Raw genomic sequence first — 22,323 nt, 5'->3', positions numbered from 1 at the left:
CTCCCGGTCAGGCCAGGTAGTCGTGGACGGGCTCGATGCCGCCCAGGGTGAGGTCGGTGAGGATGTGGCTCGCCGAGACGATCTCGCGCACCGGCAGGTCCGCCACCGGCGCGAGCACGTGCTCGAACAGCTGCAGCCGGGCCGGGCCGGTGTAGGCCTGCTTCACCACGACGTCGGTGATCTGGCTGCGCACCAGCTCGCACACGCGCAGCCGGTGGTCGTAGCCGGGCACGATCTTGAGCATGTAGCTGGGCGTCGTGATCTGCGCCTTGGCCTCGTCGAGGTCCAGCGGGTGGTGCTTGTAGCCCATCGTCGCGGTCGCGACCCGCAGCGTGCCGTAGTCCAGGGTGCCCACCAGCGCGGCGTTGTCGACGTACAGCGTCGGGCTGCCCATCACCTTCGGGAAGGCGCTGGCCTCGCGACCGGCCGCGGTGGCCGGGAAGTTGTCGAGGTACATGGCGTGCAGGTATTCGCCGTGCTCGTCGCCGAGGCGCACCGGGATCGCCTGCCCAGCCTCGACGTACGGGCCGAACGAGGTGACGTCGCCCATCTTCATGATCTCGAAGCGCACCAGCGGTTCGTCGAACTCCAGCGGCTCCGGGACCACCGCCCGCAGCGCCTCGGGATCGGTGCGGTAGACGATGTTGAGGTACTCGCGATCGGTGAACCGCGCCACGGCCGGTGCGTAGGCCGGGTTGGTCAGCGGCGTGTTGAGGCTGTGCAGGATCTGTTCGCGGTTCAACGTCCCGTCCACTTCGGAGTGCGCTTCTCGGTGAACGCCCGGACTCCTTCGGCGAAGTCCGCGGACTCCCGGAGGGCGCGAGTTTCGTTGCGCTGCAACGTGAAAGCCTCGGCGTCCGAGATGCCGTCGGCGAGCCGGACGACGTTCTTGACCGCAGCCAGCGCCAGCGGCGCGTTCGCGGCGACCTCGGCGGCGAGCTCCAGCGCGGCCCGGACGGCCTCGCCGTCGGCCACCAGCCGGTTGACCAGGCCGAGGTCGCGGGCCCGCGCTGCGTCGATGGCGCGGCCGGTGAGCAGCAGTTCCATCGCCAGGTGGTGCGGGATCCGCTTCGGCAGCCGGATCACGCCGCCGCCACCGGCGATCAGCCCGCGCTTGACCTCGGGCAGCGCGAACCGCGCACCCTCGGCTGCGACCACCAGGTCGCAGGCCAGCGCCAGCTCGAACCCGCCGCCCATGGCGTAGCCCTCGACCGCGGCGATCAGCGGCTTGCCGGTCTCGGCCTCGGTGAGGCCGCCGAAGCCCTTGCCCGGCGCGGTGGGCGACTCGCCGCGCGCGGCGGCCTTGAGGTCCATGCCCGCGCTGAAGGTGCCGGCCGCGCCGGTCAGCACGCCGACGCTCAGGTCGGGGTTGGCGTCGAGCTCGTCGATGGCGGCCGCGATGCCGTGGGCCGCGGCGGCGTCGATGGCGTTGCGCGCCGCCGGGCGGTTGATGGTGATCACGAGCGCGGAGCCGGCGGTTTCGGTCTGCACCGCGGTGTTCGGGGCGGTCATGCGAGCCTCCGCGCGTCGAGTTCGGCGAGGACCTCGTCGGTGTGCTGGCCGGGCAGCGGGGCGTGCCTGCGGACCGAGGCCGGCGTCGCGGAGAAGTTCATCGGCACCCCGACGACGCGGTAGCTGCCTTCGCTGGGGTGCTCGGCGACGTCCAGCAGGTGCCCTTCGCGGACGTACGGGTCGTCGGCCGCCTCGTCGAGCCGGAGCACCGGGCCGACCGGGATGCTGTGCTTGGTGCACACCTCGATCCACTCCTCGGTGGTCAGGCTCGGGGTGACCGACTCGACCAGTTCGGAGATCGCCTCGCCGTCGAGGCGGGCGTCGACGAACTCGCCGTTGACCCGCGGGTCCTCGGCCAGGTCCGGTCGGCCTGCGGCGCAGAACAGGTCGCGGTAGTTCTGCGTGGAGTAGGGGATGATCATGGCCAGGCCGTCCTTGGTGGGCCGCGCCCGGTGGCCCTTGTTCATCGACAGCGCGAAGCCGGTCGGGCCCATCGGCGGTTCGAAGGTGCGGCCCTGCAGGTGCTCGACGAGGTTGAACGCCAGCAGCGTGTCGGCCATCGGCACCTCGACCAGCTGACCCCGCCCGGTGGCCCGCTGGTGCACCAGCGCCGCGAGCGCCGAGTAGGCGATGGTCAGCGCCGCGACCTTGTCGGCGAAGATGCTCGGCAGCACCACCGGTTCGCCGATGTCGCCGGCGCGCTGCGCCACGTCCAGCAGCCCGGAGGCCGCCTGCACCGTCTCGTCGTAGGCGGCGAGTTCGGCGCGGTCGGAGTCGGGGCGGAAGCCCTGCGCGTGCGCGTAGACCAGCTGCGGGTTGGCGGCGGCGAGGCTCTCGTAGTCCATGCCCAGGCGGCGCAGGGCGCCGATCCGCATGTTGGTGATCAGGATGTCGGCGCTGCCGATCAGCTCCAGCGCGCGGTCCCGGTCGGCGTCGTCCTTGAGGTTGAGCTTGACGCTGCGCTTGTTGCGGTTGACGTTGAGGGCCAGCGGCGTCATGCCGGGCGTGCGGTGCAGGGTGCCGAAGCGCGCGGTGTCCTTCGGTGATTCGATCTTGATCACGTCGGCGCCGAGGTCGCCGAGGATCTGCGCGGCGTAGGGGCCCATCACCACGGTGGCCATGTCGATCACGCGGACGCCGGCCAGCGGGCCGGACCTGCCTTCGGTGCTCGGTGCGGAATTCGTCATCATCGCCGCTCCAGGTGGGAAAGGGGAGCTGTCCCGGCTTTTGTTTGCTTCGCTAACTACACTAGGCCGGGATGGGGTGGCGGTTCAATTGATCAGCGGCACCGATGCGCGAACAATGGCATGACCGCGGCGGTCACGCCAATCAGATGGTCGCCCTGTTCGGGAGGGGTCCAATTAATTCGACGTTCATCCGGGCAATGGTCAATTCCTCGCGAAATTGCGCACCCGGCGCGTGATCAGCGGAGGGCGAGCTTGGCCTCGTCGATCAGCCGGCGGAGATCGGGCTGGCTTTCGGCGCGGTCGCGGCGCCAGATCATGCCGGTCGCCAGGCTCGGGTCGAAATCCTCGAACGGCAGCACGACGGTGTTCTCGCTGCGGTGCTTGTGCATCCCGCTTTCCGGATCCAGCATCGAAATGGAGAATGCCGATCCGTTCGCCACCAATTCGCTGGTGCTGCCGTAATCGCCGGTGTCGAGCGTGATCCGCCGGTGGATTCCCGCCGCCTCCAACCGCACCAGCAGTTCCCCGTAGTAGGTCGGCAGCATCCGCGGTGCGGGGCTGACGTAGGTGTAGTCGGCCAGCTCGGCGAGCGAGACCGAGCTGCGGGAGCCGAACTCCGCCGCCGGGAGCACCGCCCCGAGCGGCTCGCGCATCAGCTCGAACACCTCGATGCCCTCGGCGTGCACCGGCAGGTGCACCAGCGCGACCGCGAGCTCGCCGCGCTGCACCCCGGCGAGCAGGTCGTCGCTGCCGCTCGGCCAGCGCTTGATGTCGCATTCGGCGGCGCACCGGTCCTCGAACGACCTGAGCCGCTGCCGCATCGACGAGTGCAGGCCGGGCGGGATGCCGATGTAGACGACGGCGCGCTGCGGGCTGATCGCCTCGCGCAGCCGCCACGGGACGTCGTCGAAGCGACCGAGCACGTCCTTGGCGATCGGCAGCAGCGCCGCACCGGCGTCGGTCAGCTGCACGTGGTGCGAGTCCCGCTCGAACAGCACCGAGCCGAGGTCGCGTTCGAGGTCCCGCACCCGCTGGCTCAGCGGCGAGGTCGCCATGTGCAGCTGCCGGGCGGCCTTGGAGAAGGACAGGTTCTCCGCGACCGCCACGAAGTAGCGCAGGTGGAACATCTCCATCAAGCAGTAGGTTACTCCGCTGCTCGGGTGCGCGAACGCGTCCGCCGGATGCGGCAGGGGAGAAGAGTGATGATCGTCTCGTCGATGATCACCCAGGCCGGCCGAGGCGATGTCGCAATCCCGCGAGGAAAAGGGAATATCGCTCTATGTAACAAAGTTCGAGTGAAATGCCGGTTCGGTCACCTTAAAGGTGGTACCCGTAAGAAGTAAGGCGAGCTAGTTTAATCTCACTGTTCGTAGTTGAATGGGTGCAGTGGGCCACTTTGGATCGGAGATGCGCATGGGCGCCGTCCTGCCGCTTCGCGTCGGTGCTCCCGATGGGTGCGGGCATGCCTCTCCGCAGCTCCGGGGGGCGCTGCTGCCGGCGGTCGGTGCGCATCGCGGGCCGACCCCGACATTTCCGCTCGCCGGCTGGGCGTCGTGGCCCCCGTCGTGCCGCGTCGACCGGCGGCCGGCGTTCGCGGACCGAGCGGCCATCGGCCGAGGAGTCGCCTTTACGCTGTAAGACTCTTCGCAACTCGCCTGCGTGGAATCGCTTCCTGCGGGGTATTTTTCGCGCCCCGACGACCCGCGCCCGGCAGGCGCCGGAATCCCGGAACCGGCCATTTCCCGTCATGACGTCGCAACGAGATCATCGCCGAGCGGTCCACATAGGAGGAGCGTATGGACTCGACCGGCAAGAGCACGTCGCCCGTGGTGCCGTGTCGGACATGCCGGAGTTCCGGCGGAGGTACAGCGAGGGCAGGGCCGATTCCCGGCACCACACCGCCACGTACACCTTCCGACGAGGTCACACCAAGTCCACCGGAGGAGCAGTGACATCAGACCTGAACCAGCGCGCTTTCGACAGGACCTCTAATGAAGAACTGCATTGGAATCTCCCTGCCGAAACCGCAATGCCGTCCGGCAAAGCCGTGGAAATACTGGAATTCCTCCGCTGGTACGCGCGGGAACGACTCGACTCGCGGCGAATGGACGAGCGTCGATCCGTCGACCTCGGCGTAGTGCCCGAGTTCGCCGACGTCGGGCTGCTGGGGCTTCAGGTTCCACGCCGGTACCAGGGGCAGGAACTGAGCTACCGGGACACGTTCCGGATCATGGAACAACTCGCAGCCATCGACTGCAACCTGTTCGTCATGACCGCCGTGCAGAACGCGGTCGGCATCCCGCCGATCATGCAGCACGCATCTGACCGAGTCAAAGCCGACGTCCTTCCGTTGCTGGCCCAGGGAAAGAGCCTGACCACGAGCGCGGCCAGCGAGCCGGGCATGGGCTCGGACCTGCGTGGCATGACCACCTGCGCGATCAGGAACCGGGATGGCAGCTATACGATCAACGGCACGAAGCGGTGGATCAGCCTCGGCGCCGCTTCCCACTACCTGAACGTCTTCACCCGGCTCTGCGACGAGCAGGGCAGGCGACTGGGATACGCCGGCTTCGTCGTCGACACCACCACTCCGGGCTTCACCGCCGGTCCCGAGCTGCTGACCTTGGGCCTGAAGGCCGTGCCGCAAAACATCTTGACCTTCAAGGACATGCGAGTGCCGGCGGACGGGATGCTCGGCGCCGAAGGCGAGGGGATCACCGCCGCGAACGCGGCCTTCATGCTCGCGCGGCTCGTTCTCGCCGCGGGCAGCGTCGGAGCGATGAAAAGATCGCTGGAGGTGGCGGCACGGTACGCCACGCGTCGCACCGTCGCCACGGGCCTGCTGGTGGACAACGGCCGGACTCAGCAGATTCTCACCGAAGCGGTGGCCGCGACCCAGGCGGTGGAGACGCTGCTCGATCACCTCACGTCCCAGCTTGACATGGGCGAGCAGCCGCCAGAACTGCTGTACTTCGTTGCGAAGATCGTCGCATCAGAAGAGATGTTCACGGTCGTGGACCGCAGCCTGCAGATGCTGGGAGCGCGAGGCTTCCTGGACACGAACATCGTCGGGCCGTTCTTCAGGGATTACCGCCTCTTCCGGATCTTCGAAGGAGCGACCGAGGCCATCACCGTCTACGTCGGGAAGATGCTCCACCGCAACCCGGCCGGCTTCGGTGAACTCGTCCACTCCTTCTCCACATCCCGGCAGGTAACCGACCTCGTCGATGAGGCCGCTTCGTTCACTGCCCGCCGCGCCGTCACCGAGCGGGAACAACACATCCTCTACAACGTGCTCGGGGACCTGCTGTGCTGGTCTGTCCTGGCCGCGTTGACGAGCTCGACGGCGACCCGTTCCGAGATGCACGCGTACACAGCCCAGTGGTGTGAGCGCAAACTGCGCCAGCGGCTGACGGAAGCACGGCGCGACGTGGAACTGGAGCTTCCGACCGTGTCGACGCTGCTCAGCCATATCGCTGGATACGAGGAGACGATCGGCGACGTCGACCAGCGCAGACCGGACGAAGAACACTGCGTGGATCCGCTGCTCATGCGTTGACGGCGCCGTGATCCCACCGCACGACACGGATGCGGTGCAGCTCGCACGGACTGTCCACGCGAGCTGCACCGCGGTGTCGGCGATCAGGGCAACGCGATCCGGCCCTGCCGGTGGTAGATCCCCTGCACCACGTCTTTGGCGAACGTCTTGATGGCGTTTACGTCGGACATGTTCCAGTCCCGCTCCACGATGTCCACCACGCAGACCGTGCCCAAGGCGGTGCCGGTGTCGTCGATCAGCGGCGCCCCGAGATAGGACTTCGCGCCCATCTCGTCGACGAGGACGTTCCCTGCGAAACGCGGGTAGGCCATGACATTGCCGAGCGGAAACGCCTTTTTCCGCGCTAGCGTGTGCGGGCACCAACCAACGTTCTTCGGCATGCCCGTGAGGCTCGAAGCATCTCCGCCCGCCTGCATGTGGGCGCCGACGAAATTCTGATTCGTGGCGTCGAAGATGTTGACCACCGCGACGGCAGCTTGAAACGTCTCCGTCATCTTCGCCGCGAAGCCGGAAAGCTGTTCGTCCCGCTGCAGGCCCAGCAGGCCGAGCTCCCGCAGTCGAGCCACCCGCAACCGCACGACCTTGTCGCTCTCCTGGGGCTCCAGCATGCGATTGCCCTGGTCGTCGAATGTGGTCGTCCCCTGGGGATCGTAGGTATTCAAAGAAGAACTCCATCCCTGTGCGCAGTTGTGTGCTGTCAACGTCACGTCCGTCCCTGCACGTTTCGGCTACAGGCGACGGTTGGTGAGGACGTGCTCGGTGAGGCGCGCCAGGGCCGCCGCCGCGGCGCGCCGATCCCGGGCATCGCACAGGACGACCGGCACGTGGGGCTTGATGTCCAACGCTTCCCGGACCTCATCGGGCTCGTAGCGGAAGCCGTCGGGGAACTGGTTGACCGCGACGAGGAAGTCGACGCCGCGCTGTTCGAAGAACTCGACCGCGGCGAAGCAGTCCTGCAGCCGCCGGGTGTCGGCGAGCACGACGGCGCCGAGCGCGCCGTGCACCAGGTCGTCCCACATGAACCAGAACCGCTCCTGCCCGGGGGTGCCGAACAGGAACAGCACGATGTTCTGCGGCGCGAACGTGATGCGCCCGAAGTCCATGGCGACGGTGGTGGTGCTCTTGTCGCCGACCCCGGCCAGGTCGTCGGTGCCGATGCTGGCGACGGTCAGCGTTTCCTCGGTGGTCAGCGGCTCGATCTCGCTGACCGACCGCACGAACGTGGTCTTCCCGACGCCGAACCCGCCCGCGATGAGGAACTTGAACGCGGTCGGGAAGAGGTCAGAGTTGTTGGAGACCATGGAGCAACGCCTCCAGTTGTCCTCGGTCGGGCAGGTCGTCGGGCAGGCGGGTGGTGACGGCACCCCAGTCGATGAGGTCCGACAGCAGGACCTTGGTGACCACGGCGGGCTGGTGCAGGTGCGCCGAGACCTCGGCGACCGACGTGGCGAACCGGCACAGCTCCAGCATCTTGGCGTGCACGGGCTCGATGCGGTCGGGCGCCATCCTGCCGGTGGACCGGACCATCGACTGCAACGTCAGGGTTGCGGTTGGCTTGGTCCGGCCGTTGGTGAGGGAGTACGGGCGCAGCAGCGGCCCCGCTTCGTTGTCGAGCCAGGGCTTGTCCGGCGGAAACGACATGATCAGCCGCCCATCTCGCCCGCCCGCGCGACGGCGGTGGGCTGCCGCATGGCCGTGGTCAGGTGCGACGGAACGCGCTTGACGAGCTGGGCGATCTCGTAGCCGAGCACGCTGGCGTCGGCGTCCGGGTAGGCGATCACGACGAGGACCGCGCCGACGCCGGCGGCGGAGACGAAGAACAGCAGTTCGTCGAACTCCACCACGACCTGGCGAACCCCGTCGCCCGCGCCGAAGCGCGCCCCGCCGTTGCGAGCGAGGGAGCACTGCGCGGCGGCCCACGCCGCGAGGGCGTCCGCCTCGTCGGCGTCGAGGCCGTGGTAGTGCCGCTTGAGCCCATCGGTGGAAGCCAGCAGGGCGCAGCGGGTGTGCGGGACCCGGCGGAGCAGGTCGGCGAGCAGCCAACCGAGGTCCGACGCCTGGCCAGCGGGCAGGTCATTGGCCATGGGTAACGTCTCCTTGAGATCAATACGGTGCGGACGAGGCGGGGTCAGGCGCTGTGGTCACCCGAACCGTCGTTGTCGCGGGCGCCGCCTTTGGCGCCGTGTCGGTATGCGGCCCACAAACCGGGGTTCGGTCCACCGCGCGGAGCCTCGGCGGGCCTGGGACCACCGGCGAGCTGGGGCGCCACGTACGACTTGGCGCGGTCGCGCTTGGGCAGCGGTGGGCGTTCGACGTTGCCCGGTGGGGTGGCGACCACGTCCTCGGCCACTGCGTCGGGCACGATTCCCGTGTGCCGCCCGTACCACCGCGTGGTGCCGTTCCCGTTCGACGCGGCGGGCACCGAGGCGTCGAACTGCCGGACCGGTTCCCACTCGACGGGGGCCCGGTGCGCGCCGCCGCGCTCGGCCTGCGGTGTGGCGGGCAGTGCGGGAGTCGAGGCGATGGCCGGCTGCGGCTCGGGTGCGGCGACGGTGTTCGCGACGCCATCGGCGACCGCGGACGCATGGTGCGGCTCTTCGTCGGCATCGCCCAGCAGGCTGAGGGGAACCACGACGTGGGCGTCGGTCCCGCCGTACATGTTGTTCTCGAGCTCGACGGCGACGTGGTGCCGCTGGGCCAGCTGCGCGACCACGTACAGGCCGATCCGCCCGTCCTTGAGCTGCTCGTCGCGGTCGACGCCGCTGGGATCGGCGAGCAGCGCGTTCAGCTTGGCCCGGTCGGCGAGGCGCATACCCAGCCCGCGGTCCCGGATGTCGATGGCCAGCCCGGCAGTGACCCGCTGGGTGCTGACCGTGACCTCGGTGTCGGGTTCCGAGAAGGCGGTGGCGTTCTCGACGAGCTCGGCGATCAGGTGGATCACGTCGGCCACGGCGTGGCCGTGGAGCGTGCCTTCGACCGGCGGCAGCACCTTGACACGGGCGTAGTGCTCGACTTCGGCGACCGAGGAGCGCAGCGCGGTGTACATAGGGATCGGCCGGCTCCACTGCCGCCGCGGCATCGAGCCGCCGAGCACGGCGAGGCTTTCCGCCTGCCGGCGCATGCCGGTCACGAGGTGGTCGACGGCGAACAGGCCCTTGAGCAGATCCGGGTCCTCCACCATCTGTTCCAGCTCGTCGAGGCGCTGGATCGCCCGGTGCGCGAGGGACTGCACCCGTCGCGCGATGTTGGCGAACACCGCGACGCTGGGCTCGGCGGCGTTGGCGGTTCCGGGAACCTGCTGCAAGCGAGCCACGGCGAACTCGGCGGCGGCCTGCGCCTGCCGGATCTCGTGGGAGAGCAGCGCGAAGGGATGGCTGCCAGGGGCTGGGTCGTCGGCGGGCCACCGCGGCGCGGGCGGCTCGCCCGCGCGCACCTGCTCCACGAGCCGGGGGAACTCGTTCTTTCCCTGCTCGACGGTGGCGCGCAGGGATTCGATCCACCGCTGCGTGTGCTGCGCGGATTCGTCGATCCACTTCTGGGAGCGCTGGGAGGATTCGGCGATCTGCCGCTCGACGGCGGCCGCGGTGGTGTTGACCCGGTTGAAGGCGATGATCGCGATGGCCGCGCAGCCGACCAGCCCGCCGCCGAGCACCGAGTAGCGGAGCACGTCGGAGGGATTGGTGGCGAGCACGGCAGCGGCGGCGATCCCCAACACGGCCATGGCGGCCAAGTGCGCCATGACCAGCCGCAACAATCGACTCCGCAGGTCGTCGTCCGTGCTGCTGAGCCGCGACCCGGGCGACTGCTCGGAACCCGCGGCCGGTGGGGGTAACTCTGACATCAGCGTCCTTGGTACGGGGAATGTTCGGCGACGGGCACGCGTGCCTGAGGTCGGGGCGTCACCGCTGGGACTACTGGTGCTCACTAGTTGATCAACTTTATCACCGAGGGTGATCCTAGCGACACTAAAGGGAGCTGAATAGGCAGGGGGTCGACCTATTGGAATAGTTCGGATTACCGGGCGCGACGTGGCGAAACTCCCCGTCCGGATGCGGAATCCGCAACTCCGCTCACCTGAGCGCGATGCCCGTCGGGAGCGGCTCCGAGGGTTGGGCGGGCAGCCGGTCGAGTGGCTGCTGAGCTGCGGAGATCCTCGGCCTGGGTGGGCCGCGGCGCCGGACGTCCTCGCAGGTGACGACGCTGTGATACTCCATTCGGGTATATACGATCCGGCGCTCGGCCCAGCTTCGCGTGGCGGCCGTCGGCGAAAACCGATCCGCCGCCCATTGTCCTTGATCTTTTTCGAAGTGCCCGGTGGAGTCGAACCGGTTCGCGCCGGGTCCTCAATTCATCGGTCCACAATGGATCCGCAGTGGTCCACCGCTTCCGGAATGGAACGCCGGAACGCGGTGGCGGGCTTGGCGAACCGCGGCCGAGCCCGCCGAACCGGTCAGCTCTGGGCGGCGATCAGCTCCAGCCGGTTCCGGTGGTCCGCCCACCACTCCTGATCGCCGGGGGCCATCATCGGGATGTCCTCGTGCAGGCCGACGGCGCCGTCGATCAACTCCCGGACGACGTCCGCGTGCCCGGCGTGCCGGTTCGTCTCCGCGATCATGTGCAGCAGGATCCCGTGCAGCGTCGCCTCCCGGTCCGGCTCGGCGAACCACTCCACGTAGCCGGCCGAATCCAGTGGCAGCGCCGCGATCGTGCCGTCCGAGTGCTCGCACGCCCGCCGGTACAGCCCGACGATGTACTCCCGGGATTCGTCGGCGGTGGCCCACAGGTCCGAGTTGGGCTCGGCGTCCGGCCTGAACCAGGCCACCGGCTCGTCGAAGGGCTCGCCGAAGACGTGGCTCAGGTACAGCAGCTCGACGGTGATCAGGTGCTTGACCAACCCCAGCAGGTTGGTGCCGGTCGGCGTCAACGGTCGGCGGATGTCGCGCTCGGGAAGCCCGTCAAGCTTCCACAGCAGCGCCGCGCGCGCCTCCCGCAGGTACCGGTGGAGATCGGCTTTCATGTCTGCCTCGGCCATTGTGGATCGTCTCCTGCGCAAGCGGTCGATGTCAGTTCGACACAGGGACTCCCGCGATGCGGCAGAATCGTCGATCGTGAGCGAAGTTTTTTCCGCGCGGACTTCGGATCCGGTGGCGGAGGACGACCTGGCGCGGGCGCGCGGCGGTGACGATGCCGCGTTCACCCGGCTCGTTAAGCCGCTGCGCCGCGAGCTGCACGCGCACTGCTACCGCATGCTCGGCTCCACCTACGACGCCGACGACGCCTTGCAGGACGCGCTCCTGCGGGCGTGGCGCGGCCTCGCGCGCTTCGAAGGACGCAGCTCGCTGCGCTCATGGCTCTACACCGTGGCCACCCGCACCTGCCTGGACGCGATCGAAGCGCGCGGCAAGCGGGCGCTGCCTGTCGACCTCGGCCCGGCCAGCGACCGCGTCGTGACCGGCGATGTCCCGGTGACCGAAGTCGCCTGGCTGGGGCCCTACCCGGACGCGGGCCTCGGCGACGGCCCGGCCGGCCCGGCTTCGCGCTACGAACAGCGCGAAGCCGTCGAGCTCGCCTTCGTCGCGGCGCTGCAACACCTGCCGGGCAACCAGCGGGCGGCGCTGCTGCTCTTCGAGGTGCTCGGGTTCTCCGCCGCCGAGATCGCCGCCACCATGAACACCACGACCACGTCGGTGAACTCGGCCCTGGCACGCGCCCGCAAGGTCGTCGCGGAGCGCGTCCCGGCCCGCACCCAGCAACAGGCGCTGCGGGAGATCGACGACGCGCGCCTGCACGAGATCGTCGGCGGGTTCGCCGCCGCGCTGGAACACGGCGACGCCGACGCCCTGGTCGCGCTGCTGACCGAGGACGTCACCTGGTCGATGCCGCCGATGCGGCACTGGTACCGCGGCATCGAGGCCGTCACCGACTTCGCCGTGCACGTCCCGCTGGTCTGCGGCTCCTGGCGGCACCTCCGGACCACCGCCAACGGCCAGCCCGCGGTGGGCTGCTACCTCTGGGACGACGAGGCAGGCGCGCACCTGGCCTGGTCGGTCAACGTGCTGACGCTGCGCGACGACCGCATCGCCGAGGTCACGTCGTTCATCGGCCGCGACCACTTCCCGCCCTTCGACCTGCCCACCGAGCTGCCCTGACGCGGTCAGCTGGTGATGTCCTTGCGGTTGAAGCGCCAGATCGCCAGGGCGGTGAAGACCGCCGCATAGGCCAGGCCGGAGAACGCCCCGTGCGCCATCGCCGTCCAGTCGACATCGTGGCCCAGCAGGTCCGAGTAGGCCGTCGAGTAGTGCGTCGGCAGGTAGTTCCGCAGGTCTCCCAGCGCCGTGATCTGGTCCAGGATCTCCGACAGGATCGACACCACCACCGCGCCGCCGACCGCGCCCAGCGGCGCGTCCGTGCTGACGCTCAGGAACAGGGCCAGCCCGGCGATCCAGGCCAGGTGCACCGCCAGGTAGACCGTGGCAGCCGCGAGGCTGACCACCCCGGTCGGGAACGGCACCGTCTCGCCGGTGATGCTGACCAGGTCGCCGCCGCCGTACCACACCAGGCCAACGCCGAGTGCGACCGCCGACAGCAGGACCAGCCCGAAACCCGACAGCAGCGCCGAAACGACCGCCTTCTGCCGGAGCAGCCGGGTGCGGGGGATGGGCGCGGCGAGCAGGTACCGCAGGCTCGACCAGGACGCCTCGCTGGCCACGGTGTCGCCGAAGAACAACGCCGCCACCACGACCAGCAGGAAGTTGGTCGAGGCGAACAGCGTGAACACCGCGAAGTTCAGGCCGCTGGCGGTGGCGATGTCGGCCAGCGTGCGGCCGCGCCGCCCGCCGTCGTCGCCGAGCTCGAAGGCCAGCAGCAGCAGGAACGGCAGCACGGCCAGGAAACCCAGCGCCAGCCGGGTGCGGCGGCGCCGCAGCTGCCGCGCCAGCTCCACCCGCACCGGCAGGGTCCGCTTCGCGCGGTAGCCCTCGACGCTGCCGTCGGGCTGGGTCGGCTGGCGGCGGCCGGACCGGACCACCGCGGTCTCGGCCGTGTCCAGCTGCCCGACCTTCGGTCCTTCGGCGTCGTCGGTCACCGGTGATCCTCCCCGACCAGCTGCAAGAAAGCGTCCTCCAACCGCCGCCGCGGCCCCACCTGGTGCACTCCGATCCCGGAGGCGACCAGCACGTTCACCGCCACCGCGGTCGAGTGCCCGGCGAGGTCGGCGTGCACCAGGTCGCCGTCGGTCTCCACCGGGCCGAGCCCTTCGATGGTGCACAGCGCCTCGGCGGCCTGCTCCGGCTGGTCGACCCGGAAGGTCGCCTCGCCGTTGACCGACACGATGTCGCCCACGCTGCCCGCCGTCACCAGCCGGCCGTTCTGCATGACCACCACGTGCGTGCAGGTCTGCTCGACCTCGGCCAGCAGGTGGCTGGACACCAGCACCGTGCGGCCGGTGGAGGCGTAGCGGCGCAGGATCTCGCGCATCTGGTGGATCTGCGGCGGGTCCAGCCCGTTGGTCGGCTCGTCGAGCACCAGCAGCTCCGGCAGCCCCAGCATCGCCTGCGCGATCGCCAGCCGCTGCTTCATGCCCTGGCTGTAGGTGCGGACGGGCCGGCGGGCCGCCGTGCCGAGGCCGGCGATCTGCAGCACCTCGTCGAAGCGAGCCTGCAGCATCGGCCGCCCGGTCGCCGCCCAGTAGTACCGCAGGTTGTCCAGGCCGGACAGGTGCGGCAGGAAGCCCGGCGTCTCGACCAGCGAACCCACCCGGGACAGCACCGGAGCCCCGCCGGCCACCCGATGGCCGAACACCCGGATCTGCCCGGCACTCGGCTTGAGCAGCCCCAGCAGCATCCGCAGCGTGGTCGTCTTGCCCGCCCCGTTGGGGCCGAGCAGCCCGACGATCTGACCGCGCTCGACGCGGATCGACAGGTCCTGGACCGCGGCGGGCTTCTCCGGGTACGACTTGGTCAGCCCGGCGATCAGCAGCGGCGTGTCGGTCAGCAGCGGGTCGACGTCGTCGGTGCTCTTGCGCCGGATCAGCGAGATCACCCACGCCGCCAGCGCCGCCGCGATGATGATGCCGATGCCGACCAGCGGCGCCACCGGCACCGAGTTGCCGGTCGTGGTCTCGCCGCGCACCGACGGGATCGACACCGAGCCGTCGCCGGCCAGGCCGATGCGGTGCACCGCCGGTTCCCGCGGCACCGCGTAGGCCTGGTCGGTGGTGGCCACCGCCAGTTCCAGCCGGTGACCGGTCTCCAGCGGGTGCACGACGCCCGGCAGCGCCACGTCCACCTCGACCGGCGTGCCGTCCGCCGGCAGGCCGGTCACGTGCAGCGGCGACACGGCGTTGCCGATCAGGCTGCGTTGCTGGTCCGGGCCGACGTCGTAGAGCTTGGTGAACAGCACCGCGTCCCCGGTCGCGGGCTGGCCGGGCACCGATGCCACCGAGATCCGCGTCTGCGCCGTGCCGGAGACCAGCAGCTGGCTGTCCAGCGGATCGGTGCGGAACACCGCCACCTGGCCGGGCAGGTCGCGCGCCAGCGAGCGGCCGAGGCTGCCCGCGGCGTCGAGGACCTCGCCGGCGCCGGGCAGCGAGCTGGTCGCGGCCGGGCTGCCGCCCGGCGGGTTGACCACCTGCGTGACCGCGCCGTGCAGCTGCAGCGCGAAGCGCGGCGTGCGCTCGGCGTGCACGCCCGGGTAGGCGGGTGCCGACACGGTGCGCACCGGGATCTCGCCGTTGCGCTGCGGCCGTCCCGCGATGTCGTACTCGAAGGCCGTGCCGGGATCGGGCACCGGCGGCACCCCGCCGAGGTGGAAGGCGAACCAGTCCGCGATGCGTCCCCGCAGCGCCGCGTCCGGCGAGGCGCCGTCGTGACCGCCGGCGAACCAGATGGTCTTGACCTTGCCGCCGGCGGCGGAGATCTGCCGGGCGTTGGCGTCGGCCTGGTCGAGGCCGAACAGGGTGTCCCGTTCGCCCTGCACCAGCAGCGTCGGCACCTTGATGCTGGAGGTGACGGTCTTGGGGGAGACGCGGTCGAGCAGGTCCAGCGTCGACTGCCCGGCGCGGCCGGTCTGCGCCACCTCGGTGTAGGCCGCGCACACCTGCTCGGTGAAGCTCCCGCAGGTCAGCGGCTGCCCGGTCGGCGTGGCCGAGGCGCCGTCGGACGTCGGCGGGCCCTGCGGCGGGTCCTCGGCGCGATGCTCCGGCGAGCTCCCCGCCGAGAACAGCAGCCCCGCCCACGCCTGCTTGAACACGCCCTGGGCGGACGCGGCGCCGCGGGCCGGGGTGCTGCCGTCGATCTGGTCCCGCGAGCCGGCGTTGGGCAGCAATGCCTGGCCGAGGTCGTTGTAGGTCATCACCGGCGCGATCGCGTCGACCCGCCGGTCGGTGCCGGCCAGCAGCAGGCTCAGCGCGCCGCCGTAGGACCCGCCGGTGACGCCGACCTTCGGATCGCCCTCGCCGTCGCGCAGCACCTCCGGCTGGCGGGCCAGCCAGTCCAGCAGCTGGCGGGCGTCGGTCACCTCGTAGTCGGGGTCGTTCAGCGCGATCTTCCCGGTGCTGCGGCCGAAACCGCGGGAGGAATAGGTGAGCACGGTGAACCCGCGCTGCGCCAGCTCCTGCGCCTGCGCCGCGGTGTCGTCCTTGCTGCCGCCGAAGCCGTGCGCGAGCAGGATCGACGGCGCCGGGGTGTCCGCCGGGGCGAACAGCGTGACGTCGATCTGCACCCGTTCGTTCGCGCCGGGGCCGTCGAGCACGTCCAGCAGCGCTTCCCGGGGCGCTTCCGGCGTGGCGGCCGGTTTCTCGTCACCGGACCACAGGAAAGCACCGAACACCACGAGGGCAACGCAGGTAAGGGCTATCAGCGCGAGGCCCTTGCGGCGACGGGGGGAGGCGGACACGCATTCGACAGTAGGTGAAGAGGACGGCACCGGATTCGTTCCAGACGGGGGCGAAGGCAAGACGCTATGAACCAGAGACCAAACAGCAACCGGACACGTCGTCGTGCCGACCGCCGAGGCCGCTTCCGCATCCCCGCGTGCGGTCCCGGTGCGACCGGGCGGTGGTGATCATAGCGATGATCGGGTGAGGCGCAATGATCTCGTTGCGGCCGTCGGTGTGATGCCCCGATGGCTCCCGTTGCCGCCCTGAGCGGTCCCCCGTACGGTTCGCGACGTGATGTTCGTTGCTTGTGCGACCCCGGGGTGGTGTGCGGACCCACGCATAAGTGACAATCTTGGCAAGTGGAGGGGAGTATTCCTTCGCGGCGGTGTCGTCATCACGGAACTTGCTCGGACAAGCCCGGTGCCGTCGACCGGCCGAAGGCCGGTGGAAGAGACCTCCGGTCCCTGGCGCATGCCCTGAACCGGAGGTGATGAATGGGTGCCGTGACGTTGCTGGCCCAGCAGGCACAGCCCGCAGTCGATCGACTGGACGTTCCCTGGTGGATCTGGGCGGCCACGCTCGGCGGCCTGGCCCTGCTGCTCCTGCTGGACCTCGTGATCGTGGACCGCAAGCCGCACGAGGTGACCACCGGTGAAGCAGCCAAGTGGGTCGTATTCTACGTCGGTTGCGCGATCCTGTTCGGGATCGGCGTCTGGGTGTTCGGGGACTCGCACTTCGCGATCGAATACTTCACCGGTTACATCACCGAGTACTCGCTGAGCGTGGACAACCTGTTCATCTTCATGGTGATCATGTCCAGCTTCGCGGTGCCGTCCATCCACCAGCACCGGGTGCTGCTGATCGGCATCCTGCTGGCGCTGGTGATGCGCGGCATCTTCATCGCGGTCGGCGCCGCGCTGATCGCCCAGTTCGTCTGGGTCTTCTTCATCTTCGGCGCGTTCCTGATCTGGACCGCGTTCAGCATGGTCCGCAAGAAGGACGAGGACGAGGAGTACCAGGAGAACGCGGTCGTCCGCTGGATCCGCAAGGTGTTCCCGGTGACCGACGACTACCACGGCGCCAAGTCGACCGTGAAGATCGACGGCAAGCGCCTCCTGACCCCGATGTTCGTGGTGATCGTCGCGATCGGCAGCGCCGACCTGCTGTTCGCGGTGGACTCGATCCCGGCGATCTTCGGCATCACCCAGGACCCGTTCCTGGTCTTCGCCGCCAACGCCTTCGCCCTGATGGGGCTGCGGCAGCTGTACTTCCTGCTCGGCGGCCTGGTGGACAAGCTGATCTACCTGTCGGTCGGCCTGGCGGTGATCCTCGGGTTCATCGGCATCAAGCTGATCCTGCACGCGTTCCACGAGTACCACCTGGTGCCGGAGTGGCTGGAGATCACCAACTGGATGTCGCTAGGCTTCATCATCGTGGTACTGGGCATCACCACCTGGGCCAGCCTGGCGAAGTCGAAGAAGGACACCGAGTCGCAGCAACAGGAACCGGCCGAGAACGCCTGACCTGACACTCGAGTGCCCGGAGTTCCACATGAGAACTCCGGGCACTTGGTTTGTTTCCAGACTCATCTTGCGTGGCGGTGCGGGTGGCGGCCCCCTGTGGGAGTTGCTGCGGCCTTCTCGCTGTGGGATCCCCGACATCATGAATGCCAATTCACCACGTCGGGGCTGTCCTCGCTGGGAGAACCCCGCAGGGGTGGGCACCGTGAACCCGCGGCGGTGCGAGTTGCGAGGGTGGGCTAGGCGGCTTCGCCGCTTCAAAGACAACAACCCGCCCTTCCGCACCGCAGGTCACCAGATTCAAAACAGCCTCTATGGCAACAAAACGCACACGGGTCAGTCGAGCAGGGTGTAGCTGAGTTCTTTGCAGACTCGTCCCAATGGGACGTCCAGCCCCGGGTGGCTCAGAGGCAACAGGACGTCCGGGGAATCCGGCAGCGCCGTTGCCGCCGGCGGGTCCCACAGGCACAGCGACGGGTTTCCCGCGTCCATCGAGGACCGGTACCAGAGGCCGTCGAGTTCCGGGTAGGCCGCGCGAATGCCGCGGGCCCACGCCTGGGTGCGGAGCTTGGGGCCGCTGCTGATCGCCTGCGAGGCGCCGGCCCGGGTGGGCCACAGGCCGGTCAGGTCCAGCAGCCGGAGCGTCCGACGTGGACGGAACAGCACCAGGTGCGGGCTGCGCGTCCGGCGGTCCACTGTGGAGGTCGCCTGGTAGACCTCGGCGATGCAGGTCTGCACGGACAGCGAGAAGTACAGCACGCCGTGTTCCCGGGTGACCGTCGGGCCGCCCTGGGAGTTGGGCAGGTGCGGGTCGAACCGGGCGTGCGGCAGCGGGCCGGCGTAGCGGAAGCTGTTCCACTGTTGCGGGTGGTTGCCCCCGGAGGTGAACACGCGCACGAGGCGAGTGCCGGCGGGCACCGCGATCACGTCTTCGGTGCGCCGGAGCATCGCCTGCAGCGCAGCGGGCGCAGGCGGCTGTGGTAGCCGTGCCATGGAGGTCCTGGGTTGGGGTCTCGAAGGTTGGGGAGTGCACTCAGGCCGGGGTGCCGATGGTGGCGGCGAGCTCGGCGACCCGCTGCGGATCGCCGCCGGCCAGCAGCCACTCGCGCGGGCTCGCCGGCCGGTCCCCGATTTCGAGGTCCTCCTGCGGCGTGGTCATGAAGTTGGCCAGCACGAGCGCCGGCTGGTCGGCGGGCATCAGCGCGAGCACGGCGTCCAGGCCGGGCAGCACGTCGGTATCGCTGAACTGCCACGCGGGCAGCCGCCATCCGCCGCGGTCCTTCCAGCCGATCAGCCGTCGTTCGCTGATGCGGTGGCGGATCCGGCTGCTGTCCACTCCCACGCGGTCCGCGGCCTGGTTGACCGAGAGCGCGGTGTCGCGCAGCACCGCCTGTTCGGCGACGGTCCGCGCCCGAGCGTCGACTTCGGAGTCGCTCAGCGGCGTCAAGTCCAGGCCTGCTTCGGTGAGCGCCCGTCGCTCCGCCTCGGTGAAGTGCGCGGCTGGGTCCACCTGCGGCGAGGTGAGCTTCTTCGCGGCGTCCTCGACCAGGGTCAGGAATTCGTTGGCAGTGACCTTTAAACCGGCTCGTGCCAACACGGTCTCCAGCGCGGCTGACATGACTCCAGGGTAGCGCGGGATTCGGGAAATGTGTGCGCGAACGTGCGCCCAGTGCCAAATATCACTTTTCGTAGCATGTGGATTGCGCAACGTGACCGCAGGCCGACTCCGGTCGGGGTGTTCTTTGGCGTGATCGTGGATCTGAAGACCCCGACCGGAGTCGGCTGTGGCTACGGCAGGCTGTCCAAATGGGTCCGCACCGGATCCGAGAAAGCATTGCCACTGCTGGCGTCCCAGTTGATCGACCAGGTCATCACGCCGCCGATCTCGGGGCGCGGCTGGTCCGGGGTGTACTGACCGCAGTCGGTGCCCGCGGCCAGGCAGCTCAGCGCGTTGTTGACGATCAACGGATCGACGTACCCGCTACCGGCCGCCGACGCGGTCGCAGGCAGGCCCAGCGAAACCTGGTCCGGGCGCAGCGTCTGCAGCAGGGTGCACGCCTGTGCGGTGATGAAGTCGACCGAGCCCTGGCTGTAAACCTGGCCGTCGCAGCCGTTCATCGAACCCGAGTTGTAGTACTGGGTGTGCACGACGGTGAGGACGTCCTTGACGTTCTCGATGAGTTGCAGGTAGGAGCCGCCGGGCTGCACGTCGAGGGTCTGCGGCGCCATGGTGAGCACGAACCCGTCGCCGACGCGCTCGCGCAGCTGGCGGATCGCGCTGGTCGTGTTGGCGACGTTGAGCCCGTGCTCTAAGTCAATATCTAACCCATCGATGCTGTAATCGGTTAAAATTTTTCCAACCGAGTCGACGAAATTTGCGACGTTCGCTTCACTGCCCAGATCGACGTTTCCCTTTTCGCCGCCGATGGACAGCACGAACGACTTGCCCTCGGCCTTCTTCGCGGCGATGTCCGCTTTGAGTTGTTCGTTCGTGTAGCCGCCGAGTGCGGTGGACAGCTCCGGGTCGACGTTGAAGGTGACCGCGCCGGGTTTCGCCGGATCGGCGTTGCCGAAGGCCAGTGCGATGACGTCGTAGTTCGCCGGGACGTCGCTGATCTTCAGCGGCTTGGCGCCGTTGACGAAGTTCTGCCAGTACCCGGTGAGGTGGTGGTTGGGCACGGCCTCCGGGGTGGCGGCGGAGCCGGCCGGTGTGAACGCGAGTGCGGTGGTGAGGACGGCCGCGGCGAGCGCGGCCAGTCTTCCGGTCATGCGGGCCTCCGTGGGGTGAGAGCCGGATGATGTCCTCGAAAAATGGACTGGACCAGTTGCCGGGTCAAGGTTTTGGCGAGGTTGCGACGCCGGAGTTGCGCCGCTTGGAGCACGGCATGCCGCCGAGGGTTGACGAGACGGGGCGCGAGCCGTTGACTGGACGTACCGACTGGTCGGTCTCAACGTGGAGGTGGCGTGTTGGGCAGCGCGTACGACGAACGGCCTTGGCTGGCGCTCTACGACGGCGACGTGCCCGTGGCGATCGAGCCGCGGTTCGGCACCATGCTCGAACTGTTCGCCGCGGCCCGCCGGGACCATCCGGATCGCGTGGCCATCACCTACTTCGACGGCCGACTCAGCTACCGGGAGCTCGACGAGCTCAGCGACGGGCTGGCCTGCCACCTCGTCGAACACGGTGTCGGCCGGGGCGACAGGGTGGCGCTGTACCTGCAGAACGTGCCGCAGTTCGCGATCGCGCTGCTCGCCGGGTGGAAGGCCGGCGCGATCGTGGTGCCGCTCAACCCGATGTACCGGACCCGCGAGCTGACCAAGATCCTCGCCGACGCGCAGCCGGCCGCGGTCGTCTCCTCCGAGCAGGGCTGGCACGACGTCCTCGGCGAGCTCGCCGGCCCCGCCGGGGTGCGGGTCGCGATCACCACCAGCGAGCTCGACCTGCAGACCCGGCACGACCCACGGCTGTTCGCCAAGCTCGAACGCCGCCCGGCCGCCGGCTGCGCGGACCTGCTGGCGGTCGCGCGGGCGCACGCCGGCCGGCGGCCGCCGGAGGTCGAGCTGTCGAGCTCGGACGTCGCGCTGCTCGTCTACACGTCGGGGACCAGCGGCGTGCCCAAGGGCGCCGCCAACACGCACGGCAACGTCGTGTTCAACGCCGAAGGCATGCGGACCCGCGTCGAGAAGCTCGGCGGCAACGGGATCTTCGGGCTCGCACCCCTGTTCCACATCACCGGCCTGGTCTGCGAGCTCGGCGCCGCGCTGGCACTGGGCAGGCAGCTCGACCTGGTGTACCGGTTCGAGCCCGGCGTGGTGCTCGACGCGCTGGCCGAGCACCGGCCCTGCTACATGGTCGGCCCCTCCACCGCGTACATGGCCCTGATGAACCACCCGGACGTGGCCGCAGACCACTTCTCCTCGCTGGAGCTGGTGTACTCCGGCGGCGCGCCGCTGCCGTCGGCGGTCGTCGAGGCCTTCCGCGCGCGGTACGGCCACTACATCCGCAACGGCTACGGCCTGACCGAGACGACCGCGACGGCGACGTCGGTGCCCGCGCACCTGGAGGCGCCGGTCGACGAGGAGTCGGGCACGCTCAGCGTCGGCGTGCCCACCTACAACACCGTGTTGCGCATCGTCGACGACGCCGGGCAGGACCTGCCGGCCGGCGAGGTCGGCGAGATCGTCGTCGACGGGCCCATGGTGGTGCCGTCCTACTGGAACAAGCCCGAGGAGACCGCGGCGGGCATCCGCGGCGGCCGGTTGCACACCGGCGACGTCGGGTTCATGGACGCGCAGGGCTGGTTCTACGTCGTGGACCGCAAGAAGGACATGATCAACGCCTCCGGCTTCAAGGTCTGGCCGCGCGAGGTGGAGGACGTCCTCTACGGACACCCCGCGGTGCGGGAGGTCGCCGTCGTCGGCGTGCCGGACTCCTACCGGGGCGAGACGGTCAAGGCCTACGTCAGCCTGAGCGCGGGGGCGTCGGCCACCGCCGAGGAGCTCGTGGCCCACTGCAAGCGGCAGCTCGCCGCGTACAAGTACCCGCGCAGCGTCGAGATCCTCGACGAGCTGCCCAAGACCGCGACCGGCAAGATCCTGCGCCGCGAACTGCGGGACACCGCCCGAGCCGCTGCGCGGTGAAGGGCCGTTCGGCACCGGAAGAGCCTG

At 69.3% G+C, this 22,323-nt stretch carries 19 protein-coding genes; 4 read left to right on the top strand and 15 right to left on the bottom strand.

Going from position 1 to position 22,323, the window contains the following annotated elements:
• Positions 1-7 precede the first annotated feature (7 nt).
• The 4 genes from E1288_RS20810 to E1288_RS20795 form a co-directional block, all read right to left on the bottom strand.
• Positions 8-742 carry an acetoacetate decarboxylase gene (locus E1288_RS20810; protein WP_207954467.1) on the bottom strand — a complete coding sequence of 245 codons (735 nt, stop codon included), beginning with the start codon at positions 740-742 and terminating at the stop codon, positions 8-10.
• A complete protein-coding gene (locus E1288_RS20805) occupies positions 739-1,512 on the bottom strand; it encodes a crotonase/enoyl-CoA hydratase family protein (protein WP_132487585.1) in 774 nt (257 codons plus the stop codon). Before E1288_RS20805 ends, E1288_RS20810 begins: the two co-directional genes overlap by 4 nt.
• Positions 1,509-2,702: a CaiB/BaiF CoA transferase family protein gene (locus E1288_RS20800; protein WP_408013663.1), complete on the bottom strand. Its 1,194-nt coding sequence runs from the start codon at positions 2,700-2,702 to the stop codon at positions 1,509-1,511. Before E1288_RS20800 ends, E1288_RS20805 begins: the two co-directional genes overlap by 4 nt.
• 233 nt (positions 2,703-2,935) lie before the next feature.
• Complete coding sequence (locus E1288_RS20795) at positions 2,936-3,832, bottom strand: LysR family transcriptional regulator (RefSeq protein ID WP_132487583.1); 897 nt, start codon at positions 3,830-3,832, stop codon at positions 2,936-2,938.
• Between the two features lie 971 nt (positions 3,833-4,803).
• Here E1288_RS20795 and E1288_RS20790 point away from each other — a divergent pair.
• Positions 4,804-6,258 carry an acyl-CoA dehydrogenase family protein gene (locus tag E1288_RS20790; RefSeq protein ID WP_235883703.1) on the top strand — a complete coding sequence of 485 codons (1,455 nt, stop codon included), beginning with the start codon at positions 4,804-4,806 and terminating at the stop codon, positions 6,256-6,258.
• Positions 6,259-6,341: 83 nt separating this feature from the next.
• Here E1288_RS20790 and E1288_RS20785 read toward each other — a convergent pair whose 3' ends face one another.
• The 6 genes from E1288_RS20785 to E1288_RS20760 form a co-directional block, all read right to left on the bottom strand.
• Positions 6,342-6,920 (bottom strand): GAF domain-containing protein, encoded by a 579-nt coding sequence (locus E1288_RS20785; protein WP_132487581.1) that lies wholly within the window; start codon positions 6,918-6,920, stop codon positions 6,342-6,344.
• Positions 6,921-6,986: 66 nt separating this feature from the next.
• On the bottom strand, positions 6,987-7,559 hold the full coding sequence (locus E1288_RS20780) for a GTP-binding protein (protein WP_132487579.1): 573 nt from the start codon (positions 7,557-7,559) through the stop codon (positions 6,987-6,989).
• On the bottom strand, positions 7,540-7,899 hold the full coding sequence (locus tag E1288_RS20775) for a DUF742 domain-containing protein (protein ID WP_132487577.1): 360 nt from the start codon (positions 7,897-7,899) through the stop codon (positions 7,540-7,542). Before E1288_RS20775 ends, E1288_RS20780 begins: the two co-directional genes overlap by 20 nt.
• A 2-nt stretch (positions 7,900-7,901) precedes the next feature.
• Positions 7,902-8,342: a roadblock/LC7 domain-containing protein gene (locus E1288_RS20770; protein WP_132487575.1), complete on the bottom strand. Its 441-nt coding sequence runs from the start codon at positions 8,340-8,342 to the stop codon at positions 7,902-7,904.
• A gap of 44 nt (positions 8,343-8,386) precedes the next feature.
• Positions 8,387-10,099, bottom strand: a complete 1,713-nt coding sequence (locus E1288_RS20765; protein WP_132487573.1) for a sensor histidine kinase — start codon at positions 10,097-10,099, stop codon at positions 8,387-8,389.
• A gap of 609 nt (positions 10,100-10,708) precedes the next feature.
• Positions 10,709-11,290, bottom strand: coding sequence for a DinB family protein (locus E1288_RS20760; protein WP_132487571.1), 582 nt, complete (start codon positions 11,288-11,290; stop codon positions 10,709-10,711).
• A 76-nt stretch (positions 11,291-11,366) separates the two neighbouring features.
• On the opposite strand from E1288_RS20760, the gene E1288_RS20755 reads away from it, so the two are divergent.
• On the top strand, positions 11,367-12,407 hold the full coding sequence (locus E1288_RS20755) for a sigma-70 family RNA polymerase sigma factor (RefSeq protein WP_235883695.1): 1,041 nt from the start codon (positions 11,367-11,369) through the stop codon (positions 12,405-12,407).
• A 5-nt stretch (positions 12,408-12,412) separates the two neighbouring features.
• On the opposite strand, the gene E1288_RS20750 is transcribed toward E1288_RS20755, so the two are convergent.
• Together E1288_RS20750 and E1288_RS20745 are read right to left on the bottom strand one after the other, a co-directional pair.
• The gene (locus E1288_RS20750; protein WP_132487567.1) at positions 12,413-13,342 is read right to left on the bottom strand and encodes an ABC transporter permease; all 930 of its coding nucleotides are present in this window, start codon (positions 13,340-13,342) and stop codon (positions 12,413-12,415) included.
• Entirely contained in the window at positions 13,339-16,152 is a 2,814-nt protein-coding gene (locus E1288_RS20745; protein ID WP_207954458.1) for an alpha/beta fold hydrolase, read from the bottom strand. Before E1288_RS20745 ends, E1288_RS20750 begins: the two co-directional genes overlap by 4 nt.
• Before the next feature lie 528 nt (positions 16,153-16,680).
• Between E1288_RS20745 and E1288_RS20740 the strand changes: the two genes are divergently transcribed.
• On the top strand, positions 16,681-17,658 hold the full coding sequence (locus E1288_RS20740; RefSeq protein ID WP_132487673.1) for a TerC family protein: 978 nt from the start codon (positions 16,681-16,683) through the stop codon (positions 17,656-17,658).
• 333 nt (positions 17,659-17,991) lie between these two features.
• Here the strand turns inward: E1288_RS20740 and E1288_RS20735 are convergent, their stop codons facing one another.
• The 3 genes from E1288_RS20735 to E1288_RS20725 all read right to left on the bottom strand — a co-directional run bounded on the left by E1288_RS20735 (position 17,992) and on the right by E1288_RS20725 (position 20,424).
• Positions 17,992-18,648: an RES family NAD+ phosphorylase gene (locus E1288_RS20735; RefSeq protein ID WP_207954457.1), complete on the bottom strand. Its 657-nt coding sequence runs from the start codon at positions 18,646-18,648 to the stop codon at positions 17,992-17,994.
• A gap of 40 nt (positions 18,649-18,688) precedes the next feature.
• The gene (locus E1288_RS20730) at positions 18,689-19,273 is read right to left on the bottom strand and encodes a DNA-binding protein (protein WP_132487565.1); all 585 of its coding nucleotides are present in this window, start codon (positions 19,271-19,273) and stop codon (positions 18,689-18,691) included.
• Positions 19,274-19,443: 170 nt separating this feature from the next.
• A complete protein-coding gene (locus E1288_RS20725) occupies positions 19,444-20,424 on the bottom strand; it encodes a chitinase (protein WP_132487563.1) in 981 nt (326 codons plus the stop codon).
• A gap of 198 nt (positions 20,425-20,622) precedes the next feature.
• Between E1288_RS20725 and E1288_RS20720 the strand changes: the two genes are divergently transcribed.
• Positions 20,623-22,296 (top strand): class I adenylate-forming enzyme family protein, encoded by a 1,674-nt coding sequence (locus tag E1288_RS20720; protein WP_235883702.1) that lies wholly within the window; start codon positions 20,623-20,625, stop codon positions 22,294-22,296.
• Positions 22,297-22,323: the final 27 nt, after the last annotated feature.

Source organism: Saccharopolyspora elongata (assembly GCF_004348985.1).
GTDB lineage: Bacteria > Actinomycetota > Actinomycetes > Mycobacteriales > Pseudonocardiaceae > Saccharopolyspora > Saccharopolyspora elongata.
This window is presented reverse-complemented; position numbering and strand designations above follow the sequence as displayed.